General features: G+C 56.4%; 16 protein-coding genes. 10 read left to right on the top strand and 6 right to left on the bottom strand.

What is annotated here, in order from left to right:
- Positions 1-207: 207 nt before the first annotated feature.
- Positions 208-519, bottom strand: a complete 312-nt coding sequence (locus tag ASB66_RS20775; protein ID WP_060717738.1) for an ArsR/SmtB family transcription factor — start codon at positions 517-519, stop codon at positions 208-210.
- Between the two features lie 98 nt (positions 520-617).
- Between ASB66_RS20775 and ASB66_RS20770 the strand changes: the two genes are divergently transcribed.
- Positions 618-1709: an NADH:flavin oxidoreductase/NADH oxidase gene (locus ASB66_RS20770; protein ID WP_060717739.1), complete on the top strand. Its 1092-nt coding sequence runs from the start codon at positions 618-620 to the stop codon at positions 1707-1709.
- 450 nt (positions 1710-2159) lie between these two features.
- Here the strand turns inward: ASB66_RS20770 and ASB66_RS20765 are convergent, their stop codons facing one another.
- Positions 2160-5246, bottom strand: a complete 3087-nt coding sequence (locus tag ASB66_RS20765; RefSeq protein WP_060717740.1) for an alpha-mannosidase — start codon at positions 5244-5246, stop codon at positions 2160-2162.
- A 428-nt stretch (positions 5247-5674) separates the two neighbouring features.
- Here ASB66_RS20765 and ASB66_RS20760 point away from each other — a divergent pair, with 428 nt between their 5' ends.
- From ASB66_RS20760 to ASB66_RS20745, 4 genes are all read left to right on the top strand, one after another.
- On the top strand, positions 5675-6817 hold the full coding sequence (locus ASB66_RS20760) for an extracellular solute-binding protein (protein ID WP_060717741.1): 1143 nt from the start codon (positions 5675-5677) through the stop codon (positions 6815-6817).
- Positions 6818-6826: 9 nt separating this feature from the next.
- Positions 6827-7690, top strand: a complete 864-nt coding sequence (locus ASB66_RS20755; RefSeq protein ID WP_060717742.1) for an ABC transporter permease — start codon at positions 6827-6829, stop codon at positions 7688-7690.
- 2 nt (positions 7691-7692) lie between these two features.
- Positions 7693-8508, top strand: coding sequence for an ABC transporter permease (locus ASB66_RS20750; RefSeq protein ID WP_081089002.1), 816 nt, complete (start codon positions 7693-7695; stop codon positions 8506-8508).
- Between the two features lie 137 nt (positions 8509-8645).
- Positions 8646-9689, top strand: coding sequence for an ABC transporter ATP-binding protein (locus ASB66_RS20745; RefSeq protein WP_060717766.1), 1044 nt, complete (start codon positions 8646-8648; stop codon positions 9687-9689).
- A gap of 3 nt (positions 9690-9692) precedes the next feature.
- Here ASB66_RS20745 and ASB66_RS20740 read toward each other — a convergent pair whose 3' ends face one another.
- Together ASB66_RS20740 and ASB66_RS20735 are read right to left on the bottom strand one after the other, a co-directional pair.
- Entirely contained in the window at positions 9693-10970 is a 1278-nt protein-coding gene (locus ASB66_RS20740; RefSeq protein ID WP_060717744.1) for an ROK family protein, read from the bottom strand.
- Between the two features lie 46 nt (positions 10971-11016).
- Positions 11017-11883, bottom strand: coding sequence for a sugar phosphate isomerase/epimerase family protein (locus ASB66_RS20735; protein WP_234614200.1), 867 nt, complete (start codon positions 11881-11883; stop codon positions 11017-11019).
- A 266-nt stretch (positions 11884-12149) separates the two neighbouring features.
- Here ASB66_RS20735 and ASB66_RS20730 point away from each other — a divergent pair, with 266 nt between their 5' ends.
- Entirely contained in the window at positions 12150-13226 is a 1077-nt protein-coding gene (locus ASB66_RS20730; protein WP_060717746.1) for a Gfo/Idh/MocA family protein, read from the top strand.
- A gap of 58 nt (positions 13227-13284) precedes the next feature.
- Here ASB66_RS20730 and ASB66_RS20725 read toward each other — a convergent pair whose 3' ends face one another.
- Both ASB66_RS20725 and ASB66_RS20720 read right to left on the bottom strand, forming a co-directional pair.
- Entirely contained in the window at positions 13285-13959 is a 675-nt protein-coding gene (locus tag ASB66_RS20725) for an RraA family protein (protein ID WP_060717747.1), read from the bottom strand.
- Positions 13960-13992: 33 nt separating this feature from the next.
- The gene (locus ASB66_RS20720) at positions 13993-15009 is read right to left on the bottom strand and encodes a hydroxyacid dehydrogenase (RefSeq protein ID WP_156543201.1); all 1017 of its coding nucleotides are present in this window, start codon (positions 15007-15009) and stop codon (positions 13993-13995) included.
- 132 nt (positions 15010-15141) lie between these two features.
- On the opposite strand from ASB66_RS20720, the gene ASB66_RS20715 reads away from it, so the two are divergent.
- From ASB66_RS20715 to ASB66_RS20700, 4 genes are read left to right on the top strand one after another with little or no spacing between them, the layout of a single operon-like run.
- Positions 15142-15837: an IclR family transcriptional regulator gene (locus tag ASB66_RS20715; protein WP_060717748.1), complete on the top strand. Its 696-nt coding sequence runs from the start codon at positions 15142-15144 to the stop codon at positions 15835-15837.
- A gap of 49 nt (positions 15838-15886) precedes the next feature.
- Positions 15887-16846 (top strand): tripartite tricarboxylate transporter substrate binding protein, encoded by a 960-nt coding sequence (locus tag ASB66_RS20710; RefSeq protein ID WP_060717749.1) that lies wholly within the window; start codon positions 15887-15889, stop codon positions 16844-16846.
- Entirely contained in the window at positions 16843-17301 is a 459-nt protein-coding gene (locus ASB66_RS20705) for a tripartite tricarboxylate transporter TctB family protein (protein ID WP_060717750.1), read from the top strand. The genes ASB66_RS20710 and ASB66_RS20705 overlap by 4 nt, the downstream gene beginning before the upstream one ends.
- Before the next feature lie 28 nt (positions 17302-17329).
- A complete protein-coding gene (locus ASB66_RS20700; RefSeq protein ID WP_060717751.1) occupies positions 17330-18838 on the top strand; it encodes a tripartite tricarboxylate transporter permease in 1509 nt (502 codons plus the stop codon).
- Positions 18839-18878: the final 40 nt, after the last annotated feature.

Below are 18878 nucleotides of genomic sequence, written 5' to 3'. Positions count from 1 at the left end.
TCAACCATGGGGTCGTAGGTTCGATTCTCTCAAGGCTGCACCCGAGATATCGAACAAACATTTACGGTATTGCGTGCAGATGAATGCTGAAGGGCTTTGACGGCATTTCCCATTTGACGTTGGTCGCCGGATCTAAAGCCATTTGGCCTTCGAATTACAAACGAGCCGGGCTGCTATCAACCACCACGGGATCACCGTGCGGTGCCGTCAGCCCGGCTCGTCTGATACGGCCAGGACAGCGTCCAATAGACCCGGAAATCGTTCATCGATTTCTTCACGGCGCAGCTCGTTCAAGTGCGTTGGTCCATCTGTACGGGTAAAAACCAGGCCACCCTCTCTCAAGACTTTAAAGTGGTGGGACATGCTGGACTTCGGCCGGCCCCCATCCAGTGCAGAGCATGTGGCCTGTCCCTCATTTGAAAGCTGACGCACGACGCCCAGCCGTACAGGGTCGCTGAGGGCGTAGAGCACCTGGGTGAGAGTAACGTCTTTCAAAGCGGGATGTGGGATAGCGCGCATGGTTCATCCTACCATCACGGAGTCTTGTTGCAAAGTTCGATTGTAATCGAACTATCGAAGACCTATATGTGAATTTATAACGATCAATTGGAGTCTCCATGTCATCCTTATTTACCCCTTTCACACTCAAAGGCATAACACTGCGAAATCGCATTGCGGTATCGCCTATGTGCCAGTATTCGGCCGAGGACGGCATTATCAATGACTGGCATCACGTCCATCTGGCTGGACTTGCGCGCGGCGGGGCAGGCTTGGTGGTTGCTGAAGCGACAGCTGTATCGCCGGAAGGCCGTATCACCCCCGGATGCGCAGGCATCTGGAGCGATGAGCAGATTGAGCCTTGGAAAAAAGCGGTGGATTTGATGAAGGCGGCAGGTGCTGTTCCTGGAATTCAGATCGGACATGCGGGCCGCAAAGCGAGCGCCAATCGTCCATGGGAGGGAGACGACCATATTTCCGGGTCTGACCCGCGTGGCTGGGAAACGCTGGCACCATCCGCCATTGCATTCGGAGCAAACCTTGGCAAGGTGCCACAGGCCATGACCCTTGCAGATATCGAACGTATCAAGGCCGACTTTGTCGCTGCGGCAAAGCGGGCGCTGGCAGCCGGCTTTGAATGGCTTGAGCTTCACTTTGCTCATGGCTATCTCGGACAAAGCTTCTTTTCGACCTGGTCTAATAAGCGCACAGACAATTATGGCGGCGACTTTGACGGACGAGCCAGATTTCTGCTCGAAACGCTGGCTGCTGTTCGCGATGTCTGGCCCGAACATTTGCCGCTTGCCGCTCGCTTCGGCGTGACCGAATTCGACGGTTCGAACGACCTGGAAGAGGGGATCGAAATGGTTCGCCGCTTCAAGGCCGGTGGCCTCGACATTATTGATGTCAGCATCGGCTTCTCCACGCCGACCGCGAATATTCCCTGGGGGCCTGCGTTCATGGGACCGATCGCCCAACGGGTACGGCGTGAAGTTGGGCTTCCCGCCACCACGAGTTGGTTCATCAGCGAGCCAAAGCAGGCCGATGCGCTGATCGCAGACGATTTTGTAGATATGGTGTCACTTGGCCGCCCGCTGCTTGCCAACAGCCATTGGCCTTATCAAGCAGCGCTTGAGCTCGGTATCGATAAGCCGTCCTGGACACTTCCCGCACCATATGCTCACTGGCTGGAACGCTATAGAACGGCGTGAATCTGAACAGGCCATCGCAACAGAATAGCCACTGCGGTTAAGGAAACCGCCGTGGCTACAGTCTGACGCGAAATTTCTCGCCTTTGATGTACTTAACGCTGCGAATTATCCAGTTTTGGCAAGGATCGCGCGTGAGCCGCGGCTTCACCGGAATAGGGGAAATCATCCCCGAGCTGTTGATCGCCCTTAAAGACTTTAAAAGACGGCCCATCGACCTCCACAATCTTGTAGCCGTTTACATATTCGATCTTCGACGTTTTCCACCCCAATACAAGCTCTCCTATTTCAGGCCGCTGTCTCAAAGACGGGTTTGCGGGTAGCCCATAGGCACAGGTGTATCAGCTGCCTGGTCAAAGAGCTAATTTCCTGAAGCCGTTGCGGGGTTTCTGCGAGAATGACACAAGATCAACCAGCTCTTCGCCGCGTGCCCAGCTTACGGTTCTCTCATCTTCAAAAGAGGAAGCTTGCGAGACCGAAAGGACGGCTTGCAGGATCATCCAGGTCATCAAGCGGCACCTCGATGGCGTTGATTTGGGTTGGTTTACGGCCGTCTGGCAGTGTCAAACGAAACACCCCGCGACGACCGGCGGACTCCGACAGGCGCAGGACATGGCCTTCCCCATCCTCCGCAGGCTTGAGGGCATGCACGCGGACACTTTGACCGGAAAAACCTACGGGCGCGATGTCGCAGTTTTCAGTGGCGGTGGCGGGCGTGAAATGCAGGCCCGCATTGACGAGGTCAGCCTCCGCCTGAACCTCTTCGCTCCACCAGCGGCCATCATGGGGCAAAAGGGCGTAAACGAAGGGGTGATTGCCCTCGTCGGCCAGCATGTCGGGAAACATGGGGCCGCGAACAAGGCTTAAAGTTAGCCTGTTGCCCTTGGCAGAAAAGCCATATTTGTCCGCCGAGAGCAGGGCCGCACCCCAGTCTGTTTCCGAAAGTGACACAAAACGATGGCCGCAGGATTCGAACTGGGCTTTCTGCCAGCTGGTATTGTCATGCGTGGGTCGGCGGGTGACACCAATGGCCTGATCGAACACCGCATCCTCTGCCAGTACGGTTACGGGGAAGGCCGCACGCAGATAGGTGCGCCGGTCGTGCCAATTCAGATCTGTGACAAATTCCACCCTTGGACTGTTGGACCACAGCCGGATTTTTTGCTGGATCGTGCTGGCCGAAAAGCGTCTGGTGATGGTGATTTCTGCCAGATGCGGGCCATTGGCCGTCACCTCCAGCGTTTCAAGCGACAGCCATTCTTCTTCACCAAGCTCAAATCCGGGTTCAATATCCCAGGCGTCAAAATTGCGGGGCAGATCATTGCGATACAGCAGCAATTGGTTGCCGGGTCCGTCCATCAACTCACGGTCCGATCTCTTGTCGATCAGGCTGATCATCCGGCCTGCTTCATCCAGCGTCAGCCGGACAAAATCATTTTCCATGGTTTTGCCGTTCGTTGTTACGCGGCGCTGGCTGGCAGCGCTGACAAAACCGAGACTGAGTGGCTTCAGGTCACGCTCAATAGCGGCAACATAGTGCCCGTTCAGCTCCTGTGCTTGCAAGGCAGCGGGCAGGGGGTGTTCACTTTCAATCTGGAATGCGGTTTTTCTGGAGCCTGACAGGTTGGCCACCAGCAATCCTTCAAGCTCACCGCTATGGCGTGCCGCAATGGCTTGCAGGCGGGTCTGGATCAGCGCTGTTGCATCATGGATCACGCCTTCAAGCTCTGGCTCGGTCTGCTGATAGACCTCGCGGATGGACGAACCCGGCAAAATGTCGTGAAACTGGTTTCGAAGCAGCAATTCCCACTGCGGTTTGAGGTTGTTCGTGGCAGGCGCTCCGCCCTCAAGTGCATCCAGCACCGAGATGGCTTCCGCAGCCACCAAAACAGCCTCTGCCTGTCGGTTGAGTTGTTTGGTGCGCGCCTGCGTGGTCAATGTTGCCCGGTGATATTCCAGATAAAGCTCGCCACGCCAGACGGGCAGGGCTGCCGCTTCAAGATCCATTGCCAAGGCCTGAATATGCGGCTCTATGGCTCCATGCTCGACGGTTGGAATGGCAGGCATCAGATTGAGAAGTGGCAGGGTTTCGATCTGATCCGGGTCCGGCCCGCCGCCGCCATCACCCCAGCCATAGGAGGCAATGACCGTGTCCGTCATATCCTTGGCGGCATGCTTGCCCCATACCTCGCACAGGGCGGCGGGCGTCATCAGCATATTGTAGCCGTCATTGTCATAGGCGTCGAAGGTGTGAACCAGCACCCGTGAGCCATCATTGCCCTGCCAGCGGAAAAGATTGTCTGGCAGGCTGTTGGTCTCATTCCATGACACTTTGATTGTCACCAATGTGTCGATGCCCGCGTGCCGCATGATCTGCGGCATGGCGGCGGTAAAGCCAAACGTATCGGGCAGCCACGCCGTGCAGCTGGTGATGCCGAAGTGCTTTTGAAAATAGCGCTGCCCATGCAGAAACTGTCGCAAAAACGCCTCTGCCGAGGGCATGTTGGTATCACACTCCACCAGCATGCCGCCGATAACTTCCCAACGGCCCTCCGCAACGCGCTGCTTGATCTCTTCAAACAGCGCGGGGTCTTCTTGCTCAACATGCTGATAGTAGAGCGAGGATGATTGCAGAAAACGAAAATCATCGTGGCGCTTGAGCAATGCGTTGACGCTATTGAAGGTTCGCACGATCTTTCGCACCGTTTCCGGCTGCGGCCAGAGCCAGGCATAATCAATATGGGCGTGACCGGTCACCAGCACACGTCCCTGTTTGGGATAGGTGTGTCGAAGCTCAGTCAGCATGGCATCAAGCCTGACGGTTGTCGTCTCAACAGAAGCGAGGGCTTCCTGTGTCAGGGCTTGCGGGGCGTCGGTGGGCTCAAAACTGCGCTCCCATATATCGTGCGCCCAAGTGCGGCTGGCCAAACGGGGGCCGACATCCTGTGTTGCTGTTGGCAGCCGCAAGCCTGAAAGGGCAATTTCCGCCGCCTCATAGAGCGTGCGGGCAAGTTCCTTGTCTTTCACCGTGTCGGCGGTGTTGCGCAAAATCAGCAGGCGACGGCGCAAGGCGCGAATTTCTGAATAATATCCATAAATTTCGGCCATGGCGAGCACGGGGTTGCGATTGGGCACACCAAAAAGACTGCGCGCTGCGGATTCCGCTTTGATTTTGAAGGGAATGCCGCGCGGGACATCAAACCTGCGATGGCAGGGGTTGGCAGCAAAACTCTCAAGAATTTCGCCATCCAGACCCATCAGGCGGACAAGGCTTTCACCCCCAAAATCAAGCCTCAGTTCCACATCTGGGCCTTCCGGTACCACAATTGCGTCTTCCAGCAGAAACGTGTGAATGCCATGGCGATTTGGCCAGGCATCACCAACACCCATGCGCGTCGTCAGCCCGTCTGGCGTGCTGCCAAGAAAAGCCCCAAGTGACATGCGTTCGCGCAGCTCGTAAGCTTCCAGTTCATCGGCCCAGACTTCGATGTGACGCGAAAGCTGTTCAAGGCTACGCTGGCGATCTCGATAGGCACGCATGATTGTCTCCCGGGCTGGTTTTATTTGGCACTGCAACATTTAATCATCGTTGATGATATAATATTTATGGAAAATCGGCTCGTGATTCCACTGCCATAACTGACACGACAATAGCGAATTACCGCTTGAAATCGACCAATATCTCTCAAATCTATCAGATTTTATCGCGAGCAGTGCTCGATTGACAATCTTTCGAGGCGCCACTTCAAGCTGCATCCGGGTTGGATATGAGTGGTCGCGATGCAGCATCAAGCCAACGCTCGTCGAATTGTCTGCTTGACAGAAGCGATATAATTCGTGCTAAGAATTTAAATATTGGCAGATAGAGACGCATGTAAAGCGCGGTCGCCAACCTGGAGTGGGAACCTGGCCTTATCCGTGGCCAAACAAAGGGCAGGCGCGTGTCCGTGCTGCCAATGGAGGTGTCAATGCGCATGCAACGACGTGAATTCCTGAAATATTCTGCGACAGGTGTTGGCCTGGCCGTGGCCGGTGCAAGGCCCGCCTTTGCGGCCCCCGGCGTTCTCGACATATTCTTCAACAGCGATACCAATGTTATTGATTTCTGGACCCAGGTGATCAAGCCGGGTTTTGAAGCGGCCCATTCCGGTGTTACGCTCAATCTTGTTCCCGGCGGTGGCGGGTCGGCGATGAACTCTTTGGCTGATCGCGCCATGGCTGCCTTCAAAGCCAAGAAGGACCCGCAGGTCGATATGCTGGAAGCTGTCACCCCGTTTTATCCCACGGGATCACTGGAGGCGGGTCTCTGGGTTGATTTTTCCAAGGCGGGCCTGTCCAATTACGATAAGGTCAACCCGGTCGTGGTGCAAAGCCCGGCGCTTTTGCCCTATCGCGGCTCGCAAGTCGTGATGATGTATAATTCCGACAAGGTCAAAACGGTCCCTACCACATTCAAGGAACTTGTGGCGTGGATCAAGGCCAATCCCGGCCAGTTTGCTTATGCCCGTCCTGATCTTGGCGATTCCGGTGCCTGCTTTATCGAGCGTGCGCTTCAGGAAGTCACCGGCTTGAACCCCGATCTCTTCCTGCCGGAAAATTACACCCCAGCCTATGCCGAACCAATGTTTTCCAAGCTCTGGCCTCTGCTGAAGGATATCCAGCCCTCACTGTTCAATGGCGGTGAATACACTTCCGGCAACACAGCCTCTATCCAGATGCTGGCCAGCGGTGCTGTTTCCATGACGGTTGCCTGGTCAGATATGGCCTTGCAGGCCATGAGCCAGGGCGTGGTACCTGAGACAACATCTGTTGCGCAGTTGCAGGATCTGGCATTTACCGGCGGCTTTTCCGGCATTGTCGTGCCAACGGTGGCAGCCAACAAGGATATGGTGCTCAAGCTTGCCGATTACTTGATCACACCGGATATTCAGAACCACGTTGTGACCGACCTCGGCGGCTTCCCCGGCATCAAGTGGGAGTTCATGTCCAAGGAACTTCAGGATAAATTCGCAAAGGTCGCGCCCAAATCCATCCCGCTTTTCCCCGGCACATGGGAGCCTGCGCTGTTTGAGGGCTGGTATCGCAACGTCGCCTCAAACATCAAGCGCTGAGGCAGGGTGATGCGCGCGCACGGCCTCTCGGAAGGATCGCGCTGGACCGGATTGGCCTTTGTGGCCATTCCGGTTCTGTCCATCGTGATTTTTCTGTTCTATCCGGCGGCGCTGACCATTGTCAGCACCTTCTGGCGTGAAGGCCGTGATGGTGTCCATGCGCTGAATTTTGACAGCTATGTTTTCTTCTTCACCGATGCCTATAGCCTCTCCAATCTTGGCAGAACGCTCTGGACCACCTTCGTTAGTCTTGCGCTGCTGATTGCCATCAATCTGCCGATTGCGCTTTATATGCGCTTTACCCGTGGCCCGCTGGCCAGCCTCATTCAAGGCTTGGCGCTGTTTCCCATGTTTGTTCCCGGCATTATCATCTGCTACGCGCTGATCCGCTATCTGGGGCCGAACGGCTGGTTGCAAAGCCTGCTGTCCTTGATCGGGTTCCACCATTATGCGTCGCCCTATCTGACCCCTTGGGGGCCGGTGATCGGCCTGCTCTGGGACGGTATGCCGCTAACCTTGCTGATCTTGATCTCCGGCCTGTCGGGCATTTCGGATGCATCAATTGAAGCGGCCCGTGATGTGGGGGCGGGGAGGCTGCGGATTCTGGTCCGCATCATCATTCCGCAAATCATGCATTCGCTGCTGATCGTGTCGGCGCTGAATTTCCTAGGCTTTTTCGGCCAAGCCCTGATGCCGTTCATGCTGGGACCTACAAGCCCGGAGATGATGGGGCCGTTCATGTTGCGCACATTTGCCAGCGTGCGTGATCCGCTGCAAGCCTCAACGCAGGCGACCATCACCTTTCTCATCTGCTCTCTTGCTGGCATTGCCTATGTCCGCTCGATTGCCCGCAAGCCTCTAGACGGAGAGTGATGATGTTGCTGTCCAGTCGCCGCCATGATGTGTTTGGCCTGCTTATTCTGCTGTTTCTGATTGTTTTCATCGTTTTGCCCGTGCTCACGGTTTTTCTCTGGGCCTTTGCCGAACAATGGTTCTATCCGTCCGTTCTGCCCACCAAATGGGGCTTTCGCTTCTGGTCCGCGGTCTTGGCCCGCCCGGATGTCTGGGCGGCCCTTTGGACATCGGTTGAACTGTCGCTGACCGTCACGTTGCTGTCCGCCATCATCTGCCTGCCTGCGGCCTATGCCTTTGCCCGCATGGATTTTCCGGGAAAATCGGTGTTCATGCTATCGTTTTTGATGGCCAATGCCTTTCCGCGCTTTGCCTTGATTATCTCCATTGCGGTGCTGTTTTTATCCTTCAATCTGGTGGGCACCTTTACCGGCGTGGTGATTATCCAGTTGCTGAATACGCTGCTGTTGATGATCTGGTTGCCAACCGCTGCCTTCAGAGCTGTCAGCCGGGATATGGAAGAAGCCGCCCGCGATGTCGGGGCAAACCGCTGGCAGGTGTTTCGCCACATCACCTTGCCGCAGGCCTTTCCCACCATTGCCGCCGCCTTGCTGATGACCTTCGTTTGGACCTTTTACGAGACGGAAGGCGCATGGCTGGTGGGTGCGCCGCGCATTCGCACCATGCCGCTGTTGATGATGTCGATGATCAACAATCAGTTGGTGGTGCAATATGGGGCTGTGCTGTCGGTCATGCTCTGGGTGCCATCTCTGGCCGCAATCCTGATGGCGCGGCGGGTGATTGGCGGCGAGGCTTTTGCCAAAGGACTGGGCGGATGATGATTCAAACCCAGTGTCTGTCAGGTTCAGATTGAACCTGACAGACACTGGAAGTCCTTGTTTATGCATCGGATTGATCCGAAAACCGATTTCCACTTTTCGGTCCGATGCTCTTTTTCGAGAAAGACACTGAACGCATGTCCACACTCGCCCTCGAAAACGTCTCGAAGAACTATTCCATCGTCACCGCGATTGAGCCTTTGTCGGTCACGATTGATGACGGTGAACTGGTTTGCCTTCTCGGCCCATCCGGCTCGGGAAAATCGACATTGCTGCGCATTATTGGCGGGTTCGAGACGCCATCCGGCGGCAAGGTGCTGATTGATGGCGTGGATGTCGCACGCACGCCGCCAGAGAAACGCCCAACCGCGATGGTCTTTCAGAGCCACGCCCTGTGGCAACACATGACCGTGTTTGAAAACATTGCCTTTGGCCTGACGCTGCGCGGCCTGCCCAAGGCCGAGATTGCCCGGAAGGTGTCCGATGCCTTGGCCATGGTGGGATTGGCGGATTATGGCAAGCGCCTTCCGGCGCATCTGTCCGGTGGCCAGCGCCAGCGCGTTGCCATTGCCCGCTGCGTGGTACTGGAGCCGAAAATTCTGCTGATGGATGAGCCTTTTGCCAGCCTTGACCAACACTTGCGCGACCGTTTGCGCGAAGAAGTGCGGCAAATCCAGAAGAAACTCGGCATTACCACCGTGTTCGTGACCCATGGTCAGGATGAAGCGCTCTCCGTTGCCGACCGGATTGTGGTGATGAGCATGGGGCGGATTGAACAAGTGGGCACGCCCCGTGAGATTTATTCAACGCCCAATTCGCCCTTCGTTGCCAGCTTTATTGGCGATATGAATTGCCATGTCATTCAGATCGATCAAGGTCGGGCACATCTGGGTGGCGTTGCCATTGATGCGCCGATTGAGACGGGCGAGGCACTGTTAACGGTGCGGCCTGAAGATATTGTCCTGTCGCCATCAGGTGGCACGCAAGGAGCGTGTGTGCGGCGCATTGTCAATTACGGCTCTTTCCTCAAGATCGAGGCGCAGGCGCAGGATGGCACCGTCTGGAAAGTTCAGACACCAAAAGATGCCGATATCAAGGAAGGGGTGTTCTACACACCCGTTGTCGCCCGCTACACGGTGTTTCGTGATAACAAGGCGGTGCATCATGCAGGGCCTGCATAACGATTACCTGTCGTCTGCGAGAATCTGCCGGAAATAGAGATGGCGGAAATTATGGCTGGTGGTGACAAAAATCGGTAGCATAGCAGCTCCCGTCACCGCCGCATCCTCGATCAGCGTTGCTGGCAAAAGCCGTGGCAAGGCCCGGTCACGCCGGGCCGATGGCGTGGGGCGTAACGGATAGGCGCGATCCACCAGCCGTTCCACCAGCGCGCGCGGCAAAGCGCCGCCCACGGCAATAAAGCCAGGATCGAACATCACTTCTATAACAGCGCAGACATCACGTAGCACACTGGCCGCAGACGCCAGCCAATCCATCAACCTATGATCACGCCGCTCCAGCAGGTGCAAAATGCTCTGCTCGTCCATCGACAGTTCCGATAGGCCGCAGGCGCTAGCAAGCCCGCCAATCGAGAGAACCCCACCTTGAACTGGGTTACTGGGAACAGGGCTGCCGGGATTATCCGGCCAGACCGGATTGGCACCAAGGCCAAGGATGGGCAACAGCCCGATTTCGCCGGCATTTCCGCCAACACCCTTGAAGGGATAACCATCAATAATCAGCCCAGCACCGGCACCATGGCCGATATAGAAATAGGCAAACGACGCCTCCTGTGCATCGTGGCGGTGAAGGCGCTCGCCAATGGCGGCTGCCGTACCGTCATTCTCGACCAATACGGCAAAGCCGGTCAGGCGTTGCAGGTCTTCGGCAAAGGATGCATCGCGCCAGGCCTCCCAATGCTGCATGGAAAAATCGAAATCATAGACATCGGAGCCGAATGTGGGCAGTACCAGACCAAGGCCCCAGATCCGTTCCGCAGGCAGGGCATTGTCGTGCAACAATGTTGTTATGGTTTGCGCCAGCATCCGCACGGTCACGTCGGGGTTTGCCGTATCGCACCGCATTGACTTGCGGGCGCGTTCCTGCCGTTTCAGATCAAACACCAGAATATGACACTGGTTCTGATCCAGGTGGACCCCGATTGAAAAGCCCGCCTCGGCATTGGCCTCGAGATAGATTTGCGGCTGACCGCGAAGACCGGAGGAGCGTCCGGCCTCGACGATCAATTCCTGCTCAAGCAATTCGCGGGTGATGGACGAAATAGTTTGGGGCTTCAGCCCGACAATGGCTGAAATCTCCACCCGGCTGATGGGGCCGCGTTGAAAAATGGTTTCAAACACCAGACGACGATTGTGAATGCGGGCATCTTCAATCCGGCTGCCCGCAATGATGTCCTCACCGTCCCGGGCAAAGCCTCCATCAAACCGATCCAGAAGTGTCACGGCTGTTCCTTCGTCCTATTGTCGCACGCCACTCTCGGTATGGATGTTAAATCCCAAGCTCACGCAAGACCTGCCGGTTGTGGCGCGCAATCGGAAAGGGCTTCTCCGGAGGGCAGGGATACATATCCTGTTCATAAACGGCATAGCCATCAAACCCACGGGTTGCAAGAAAATCCCGAACCTCTGCAAAATCCACCATGCCCTTGTCCAGTTCGCACATAACGCCCGACTGGAAGCCCTCAATGAAGTTAATGTTGTTTTGGCGTATGTGCGCCAGCAAAACGGGATCAACATTCTTGAAGTGGTAATAGGGAATACGGTCCGCATAGCGCTTCATAAAGGCCACGGCATCGGCACCGGTATAGGCATGATGACCAAAATCGAAGCAAAGCCCAACGCTATCTTCTGCCGTTTCTTCCAGCAGGCGGATGACTTCGGCCTCCGTTTCCACGCCGGAGCCAACATGCGGATGAAAAACGAAGGATAGTCCATGCTCTTCAGTGACATAATGGGCCGCTTCCTTGACGTTGCGGATCATTGATGCCCAGTCTTGTGGGGAAAGCGCGCGGCTTTTGCCGGGCTGAGGCAGGTCTGAATCATCCATCAGCACCACCCACTCAGCCTTCATGGCTTTCAGCAGACCGCAGGTCTGCTCAAGTCTGGGTCGAAGGGTTTCCATTGCATCCGTGGGAGCAAGCAGGTGTACGAGCGCTGATCCGCATACGCTCAATCCACGGCTACCGAGAGCATCCGTCAAATGAGACGGATCGGTGGGCAGATAGCCCCAAGGTCCGGTCTCTGTCGCTGTAAAGCCGGAGTCTCTCACCTCGTCCAGATAGCGCTCCCAAGGGGTCTGCCGCGGATCGTCTGCATACCAAACGCCCCAGGCGTCGGGCGCTGTCGCAAGCTTCATAGTCGACTCCATCGATTATTAAATCTACAGCGACACCTTAATTGATCTGTTTCGAAATCGAAAGAGCGCCACGTCAAAAATGCTATTTTCTTTAAAATCGAGCAAAATAAAGCGAATTCAATCATTAAGCTGTTTTCGCTCTCAAAATCCATCGCCGGAACCGCGCTTTTTCGGCAAAGCATCCCTTGATATAATCATTATTGTGTATTTAATGTGCAATTAGATATCTATCGCATCTTAAAAGCTGGTCGAAAGCGGGAAATCCTATGGTGAGACTTGGTCTTGTTGGGCTTGGAGAAGTGGCGCAGTTGATCCATCTGCCGATTTTGCAGAGACTGACCGAAATGTTCACACTTGCAGGCGCTTACGATCCGTCCCCCGGCGTGGCCCAGTCGATTTCGACACGGTGGAGCATTGAGCGCGTATTTGACAGTGTCGATGCGATGGTTGCGTCACCGGATATTGATGCAATTCTGATCATGAGCCCGGACCAATACCATGGCCGTCATGCCCGTGCGGCCCTGAAAGCTGATAAGCATGTTTTGATTGAAAAGCCCTGCTGCTTGACGATGGAAGACCTCACCGCACTCAGTGAAGTGGTGGAACAGACGGATTGCGTTGCCATGGTTGGCTATATGCGCCGATTTGCACCGGCGTTTGTGGAGGCGAAAAAGCGATTGCCAGCTTTTTCCGACATAACCTATGTTCGTGTTCGAGATGTCATCTGCGAAGGCCCCTGGTATTTTCGCCAGACAGACACGGTTGTCACACCCAACGGCGATATTCCGGCAAGCCTTATAGAGGAAAGCCGTCAGTTGCGCGGCGCGATGATGGACAGCGTGCTTGGCCCGAATGCACCCGCTGACCTTCAGACGGCGTATTCTGTGCTGACAGGGCTGTCCTCTCATTCCCTCTCGGCGATGCGGGATCTGCTGGGCAGTCCCAAGCGCGTGATTGCCGCCGAGATCAAGCAGGGTGGCAGCCAGATCACAGCACTCTTTGACTACGGTCATTTTACCGCAATTTATGAATGCATGATCGGCGATGTCGTGCGCTTTGAAGCGGGTTTCGAGATCAACTCCCGCTACAATCGTCTGGCCTTCGAATATCCAACCCCTTACATCCGCAATCTGCCAATGGTGCTGGAAGTTCAGAATTCAACGGATCACGATAACAGCCTCACCCGGCTTGGCCCTTTTTATCAAGACCCGTTTGATGTCGAGTTGAGAGCCTTTCATGCGGCGGTCACGCAAGGTGGCGAAAACCGAACGCCACCATCAGAGTCCATGGCTGATCTCAATCTGTTTGCCGCCATTATCTCTGCGGCACGCAAGACGGAGTGATGATTGCAACGCCTGGCATCGCGGGAATGCACGGCGCCAGATCGCGCATCTGCGTCAATCAAAGTTCAATCGTGCAACCGAGTCTGGCAAGTGTGGCATCAACCCAGGTTCGGTCATTCTTGCCGAGCTTGATGTTTTCCATCTGCCTGGTTTCTGCCTCGTGTTTCTTGGAGGCCGCAGTGTAGACTTCCCCTACCAAGTCCGCTGGCACAGACAGCAAGCCATCGGGGTCGCCGCAGATGAGGTCGCCCGGCTGGATCACCATGCCGTTGATGGCGATGGGCACATTCACCTCGCCCGGTCCATCCTTGTAAGGGCCGCGATGGGTCACGCCAGCCGCAAAGACCGGAAACGAACCCGCCTGAATTTCCGCGCTGTCGCGGATCGCGCCGAAAATCACGATGCCACCCAATCCTCGCTGTGCGGCGTGGGCAACCATCAACTCTCCAATGATCGCATTGGTCAGGTCGCCACCGGCATCGACCACCACAACGTCACCTGGCTCGGCGATGTCGAGTGCCTTGTGGACCATCAGGTTGTCGCCGGGACGCGCCTTGACTGTGATCGCGGGGCCGACCATCCGTGCGCCGGTATAGAATGGCCGCAATGGCGCGCCGCCGGCCGTCATACGTGACATGACATCACTCAGATTGGCGACAGGAAGCTGCGCAAATTTTTTGACCCACTCCCTTGTGACTGTTTCCTTGCGTTTGCAGACTTTAAAACCAAGCATCTTATGTCCTCCGTTGAAGTGTGATGTTGGGCGTCAGGCCAAGTCCCGGTTGGCGAGCGCGCGGCGATCGAATTCCTGGCCCGTCAGCACATCGACAATGTGCTGGGCGCTTTGCACCGCCATGTTTCTGAGAGCCGATCGGCTTGCGCCACCAACATGCGGCGTGGCGATCAGGTTCGGCAGGCTCCACAAGGGGTGGTCGGCCCTTGGTGGCTCCTCTTCGAAACTGTCGAGGGCCGCGCCCGCGATTCCCCCCCTGCTCAAAACCTCGAAAAGAGCCGCTTCGTCGACCACCGCGCCACGCGAGGTGTTGACCAGGAAGGCGGTTGGTTTCATCAGGCCGAGGCGGTCGCTGTTGATCAGATGATGAGTTTCAGGGGTAAGCGGGCAATGCAGGCTGACGATGTCGCTGGTCGATAAGACCTCATTGAGATCGCTGGTCACCCGTGTTCCCTCGGCATCCGAAGCGAAAGGGTCATAGGCCAGCGTTTCCATGCCAATGCCCCGGGCAAGCCTGGCTGCACGCCGGCCGATTTCTCCGAAGCCGACAATACCGAAACAAGCGCCAGCTATGTCGCGACCGACATATTTGGTCTTTGGCCAATTTCCGCCTTTCACTGCTGTATTGAGCAGATTGATATCTTTCATCGCCGTCAGGGCCAACGTTAAGGCGAGTTCAGCGACCGACTGCGCATTGGCGGCAAGCGCCCGCAACACCGGTATGCCGTGTGCAGTCGCTGAGCCGAGATCGATGTTGTCAACGCCGCTTCCATGTTTTGCAATGACGCGCAGTCTGGGAGAGGCCGAAATAACCGTCTCGGAAATTTGGCCCTGACGTACCAGGATGGCGTCAACCTGATGGTCCGCCGCCAACTGGGCAAGTTTTTCCGACCCGCTATAGCCGTCGGCATAAATCGCCTTGATCGAGAATCTTTCCAGCAATTCTCCAGCTTCCGGCGCGAGTTGCGCACCTGTTATCAGCACAGAAGCCGCCGCTCCTGCCGACGTATTGTGCTGCGTTGCTTTCGGCAACTCGCTGGTATCACTCATGAAAACCTCCCGGTTTCTTGGTTGGATGCGGAGCAGTTCCGCCACTGTTGACGAATGCCTATTATCGGGTATTGTACTAAATGAAAAGACGTTGTACCTAGTACAACAGTTCTTTTCACGGGAGGTTACCAAGTGCCAGGAAATTCATCAGGTGTTGTGGCTGTCGAAAGGGCCGTGTCGCTGCTCGAAGCGTTTAGTGAGCTTGATTACTCGCTGACGCTCGGAGAGCTTGCGCGCCGGACAGAACTTGACAAATCGACTGCGCTTCGCATCGCGCGATCGCTGGCCAAATCCTCCATGCTCATTCGCAACGATGATGGCAGCTGGCGCCTTGGGCCCAAGCTTGTCCGGTTAGGCGCGCTTTACCAGTCGACTTTCAAGTCCTCCGCTGTCGTTGAGCCGCTGCTGGCCGAAATCAGCGATGCAAGCGGCGAAAGCGCCGCCATCTATGTCAAGGAAGGTGATGTCCGGGTTTGCCTGCATCGGCATGATTCAACGCAATCCATCCGCCACACGGCCCGCATTGGCGACACTTTGCCGCTCGACCGCGGTGCGCCCGGTCGCATCATTCTGGCCTTTTCCGGCGCGTCTGGTGCCATTTACGACGAGATACGCCAACGCGGGTTTTATGCGACCCAAGGCGAACGTGACCCTCAGGTCGCAAGCATCGCCGTGCCGGTGTTTCGTGATGGACACAAGCTGTTTGGGTCCATGGCTTTGACCGGGCCGACGCCGCGTTTCACCCAAGAGGCAATCGCAAAAAATCTTCAGATACTTCAGGTGGCCGCGCAGAAGCTGACTGCGGCTATGGGAGGAGACCCGGTTTAGTTTTGAGCGGGTCCGGGGCCCGCACATCGTTCCAGGGAGGAACCTACGTATGCGAACTCTGAAAATTGCCGCGCTGTCGGCGAGTACGATCCTTGCCGCGTGTGGCTCTGCGCACGCGGAATGGCCAAATGACCGCCCGATCCAGATGATTGTTGCATTCGCCCCCGGCGGCAGCACTGATGTGATGGCGCGGGCTATGGAACCCTTTCTCGAGAAGGAATTGGGCGCTGATATTGTGATTGAAAACCGTCCGGGTGCTTCCGGCGAGATAGCCTATACGGCGCTCTCAAAGGCGAAGCCGGACGGCTATACCTTCTCCTACATCAACACCCCGGGCTTCCTCTCCATGCAGGTGCAGCGCAAACTGGGCTACGATCCGAAGACCATCAAGCCGATCGCCCGCATCGTTGATGATCCGGCTGCGATCGTGGTGCCGCAGTCCTCCAAGATCACGACGATCGCGGACTTCGTCGCGGCTGCCAAGGCCAACCCCGGCGCGGTGTCCTTCGGCTCTTCGGGCATTGGCACCGATGACCATCTCGCGATGATCATCCTGGGGTCGGAAACCGGAACCAAGATCACTCACATTCCGTTCAACGGCGCCGGAGAGACCCGCACAGCCATTCTCGGATCTCAGGTCACTGGCGGCGGCTTGAACGTTAGCGAATTTGCCGGCAATGACACGTCGGGCCTGCGGATGATCGCAACGTTCGGCACCGAGCGCTCGCCACAGCTTCCGGATGTTCCGACAGCGATTGAATCCGGTTTCAATGTCGAGATGACGTCCGAACGGGGCATTGCTGCGCCGCGCGACGTCCCGGTCAAGATCTCAGACAGGATGTCGGCGGCGGTAAAGGCAACCCTCGACAACCCAAAATTTCAGGAACAGGCCAAGAAGCTGGCGCTTCCGCTTGCCTATTTGAGTGGTCCTGATTGGGAAAAGGCCATGCCGGTGCGCCTTGAACGCTTCCAGAAAATCTGGAACGAAACGCCTTGGGTGCAGCAATGATATCGGGGCGCGCAAAACAGCGGGACTTGCCTGATATCCTGGCCGGTTGCCTGTTGATCGCGCTGGGAGCGCTCGGCCTTTGGGCCGGGCGAGACCTGACTTTCGGCTCGCCTGCAATGATGGGACCCGGCTTCCTGCCAAAGTCCCTCTGCGTCATCATGATGGCGATCGGAAGTTATGTGCTGGTCAAGGGATTGGCCAAGCCGCGCGAGGATTTTGAGACAATCAATGTGCGACCGCTTGCGATCCTTGTGGTGGCTATCTCTGGCTTTGCATACACCGCCGAAAGTTTTGGCTTCCTCGTCGCGTCGGTTTGGCTGCTGGTCATCGGCAGCCTCGCCGATCCTGAATCGAGATGGCGAGAAGTGTTGATATCAACCGCGGTGCTCGCCTCTCTCGGTGCGCTTCTGTTTGTCTACGGCCTCGGGGTTCAGATGCCCATCTCGCCGTTCTGACCGCTTTCCGTTTTGATCGGACAAAATCATGGCTTTTCTTGATGTACTCATGCTCGGCTTTTCGGAAGCCCTAACGCCGACAAATCTTCTGTTCTGTTTTATCGGCGCCCTGCTGGGAACTCTGATTGGTGTACTTCCAGGCATTGGTCCAACGGCGACCGTTGCCATTCTCCTGCCCGTAACCTTCTTCCTGCCGCCGCTGGGTGCTCTCATCATGCTGGCGGGGATCTTCTACGGCGCCCAATATGGTGGCTCGACGACTGCCATTCTGGTTAACCTGCCAGGGGAAGCCTCAGCGGTGGTCACAGCGATAGACGGTTATCAAATGGCCCGGCAGGGACGAGCGGGCGCGGCACTTGCCATCGCCGCACTCGGATCGTTCTTCGCAGGCACGGTCGCCACCATCGCCTTGGCGATTGCAGGTCCGACACTCTCTTCTTTTGCCTTGTCATTCGGACCGGCGGAGTATGTGTCTCTGTGCATATTCGGACTGTTGGCGGCCACAATTCTTGCGCATGGATCGGTGATCAAGGCAATTGGCATGGTCTGCCTTGGACTTGTTCTCGGAATGGTGGGTATCGACGTAAACAGTGGTTCGGCTCGCCTTACATTCGGCTCCACGGACCTTTATGACGGCATCGAATTCGTCGTCATCGCAGTCGGACTTTTTGGCGTGGCGGAAATCGCCACAAATCTGGAATCGACCGAAGCGCGCGGCATTCTACAGAGCAAAATCGGACGTCTTTGGCCAACACGGGAGGAATTCAAGCAGAGCTGGGGCGCCATCCTGCGAGGAACCGGTGTTGGAACCATCCTTGGTGTCCTTCCCGGTGGCGGAGCGACGCTCAGCGCCTTCAGCGCCTATTCTGTTGAGAAGAGGGTTTCCAAAACACCTGAAAAATTCGGTCATGGCGCGATTGCCGGTGTCGCCGGTCCGGAAGCGGCCAATAATGCGGGCGCACAGTCATCGTTCATTCCGCTGCTGACACTGGGTATTCCGTCAAACTCGATCATGGCGATGATGTTGGGTGCCATGACCATCCATGGCATCACGCCAGGTCCATCGGTCATTCAAAACCAGCCAGAACTGTTCTGGGGACTGGTGGCGTCGATGTGGCTCGGCAACGCCATGCTGCTGGTCATCAACCTGCCGCTCATCGGCTTGTGGGTGAAGCTGCTGAGCATTCCCTACCGGTTGATGTATCCAGCGATCCTGCTGTTCTGCTGTGTCGGTGTCTACAGTGTCAGCAATCGTGGTTTCGATGTTGCCCTTGTGATCCTCTTCGGCATACTTGGCTACATTCTGCGCAAGGCGAAATGTGAACCGGGCCCCCTCTTGCTTGGTTTTGTGCTCGGTCCATTGCTAGAGACCAATCTGCGTCGTGCAATGCTTCTGTCGCAAGGGGATTGGTCGGTCTTCTTTGTCCATCCGATCAGCGCTGTCCTGCTGGCCATAACCGGATTGATGCTGATCACGCTGATTTTGCCATCGATCCGCCAGGGACGCAAAGAGGCTTTCGAGGCCAGTGAAGACTGAGCTTTTTGGGACACCGAGAACAGTGTCCCAAAAATCCTGG

Source organism: Gillisella vitis, from assembly GCF_001541345.2.
Taxonomy (GTDB): domain Bacteria; phylum Pseudomonadota; class Alphaproteobacteria; order Rhizobiales; family Rhizobiaceae; genus Allorhizobium; species Allorhizobium vitis.
The sequence above is the reverse complement of the archived record's forward strand: the minus strand, read 5'-3'. Positions and strand labels throughout refer to the sequence as shown.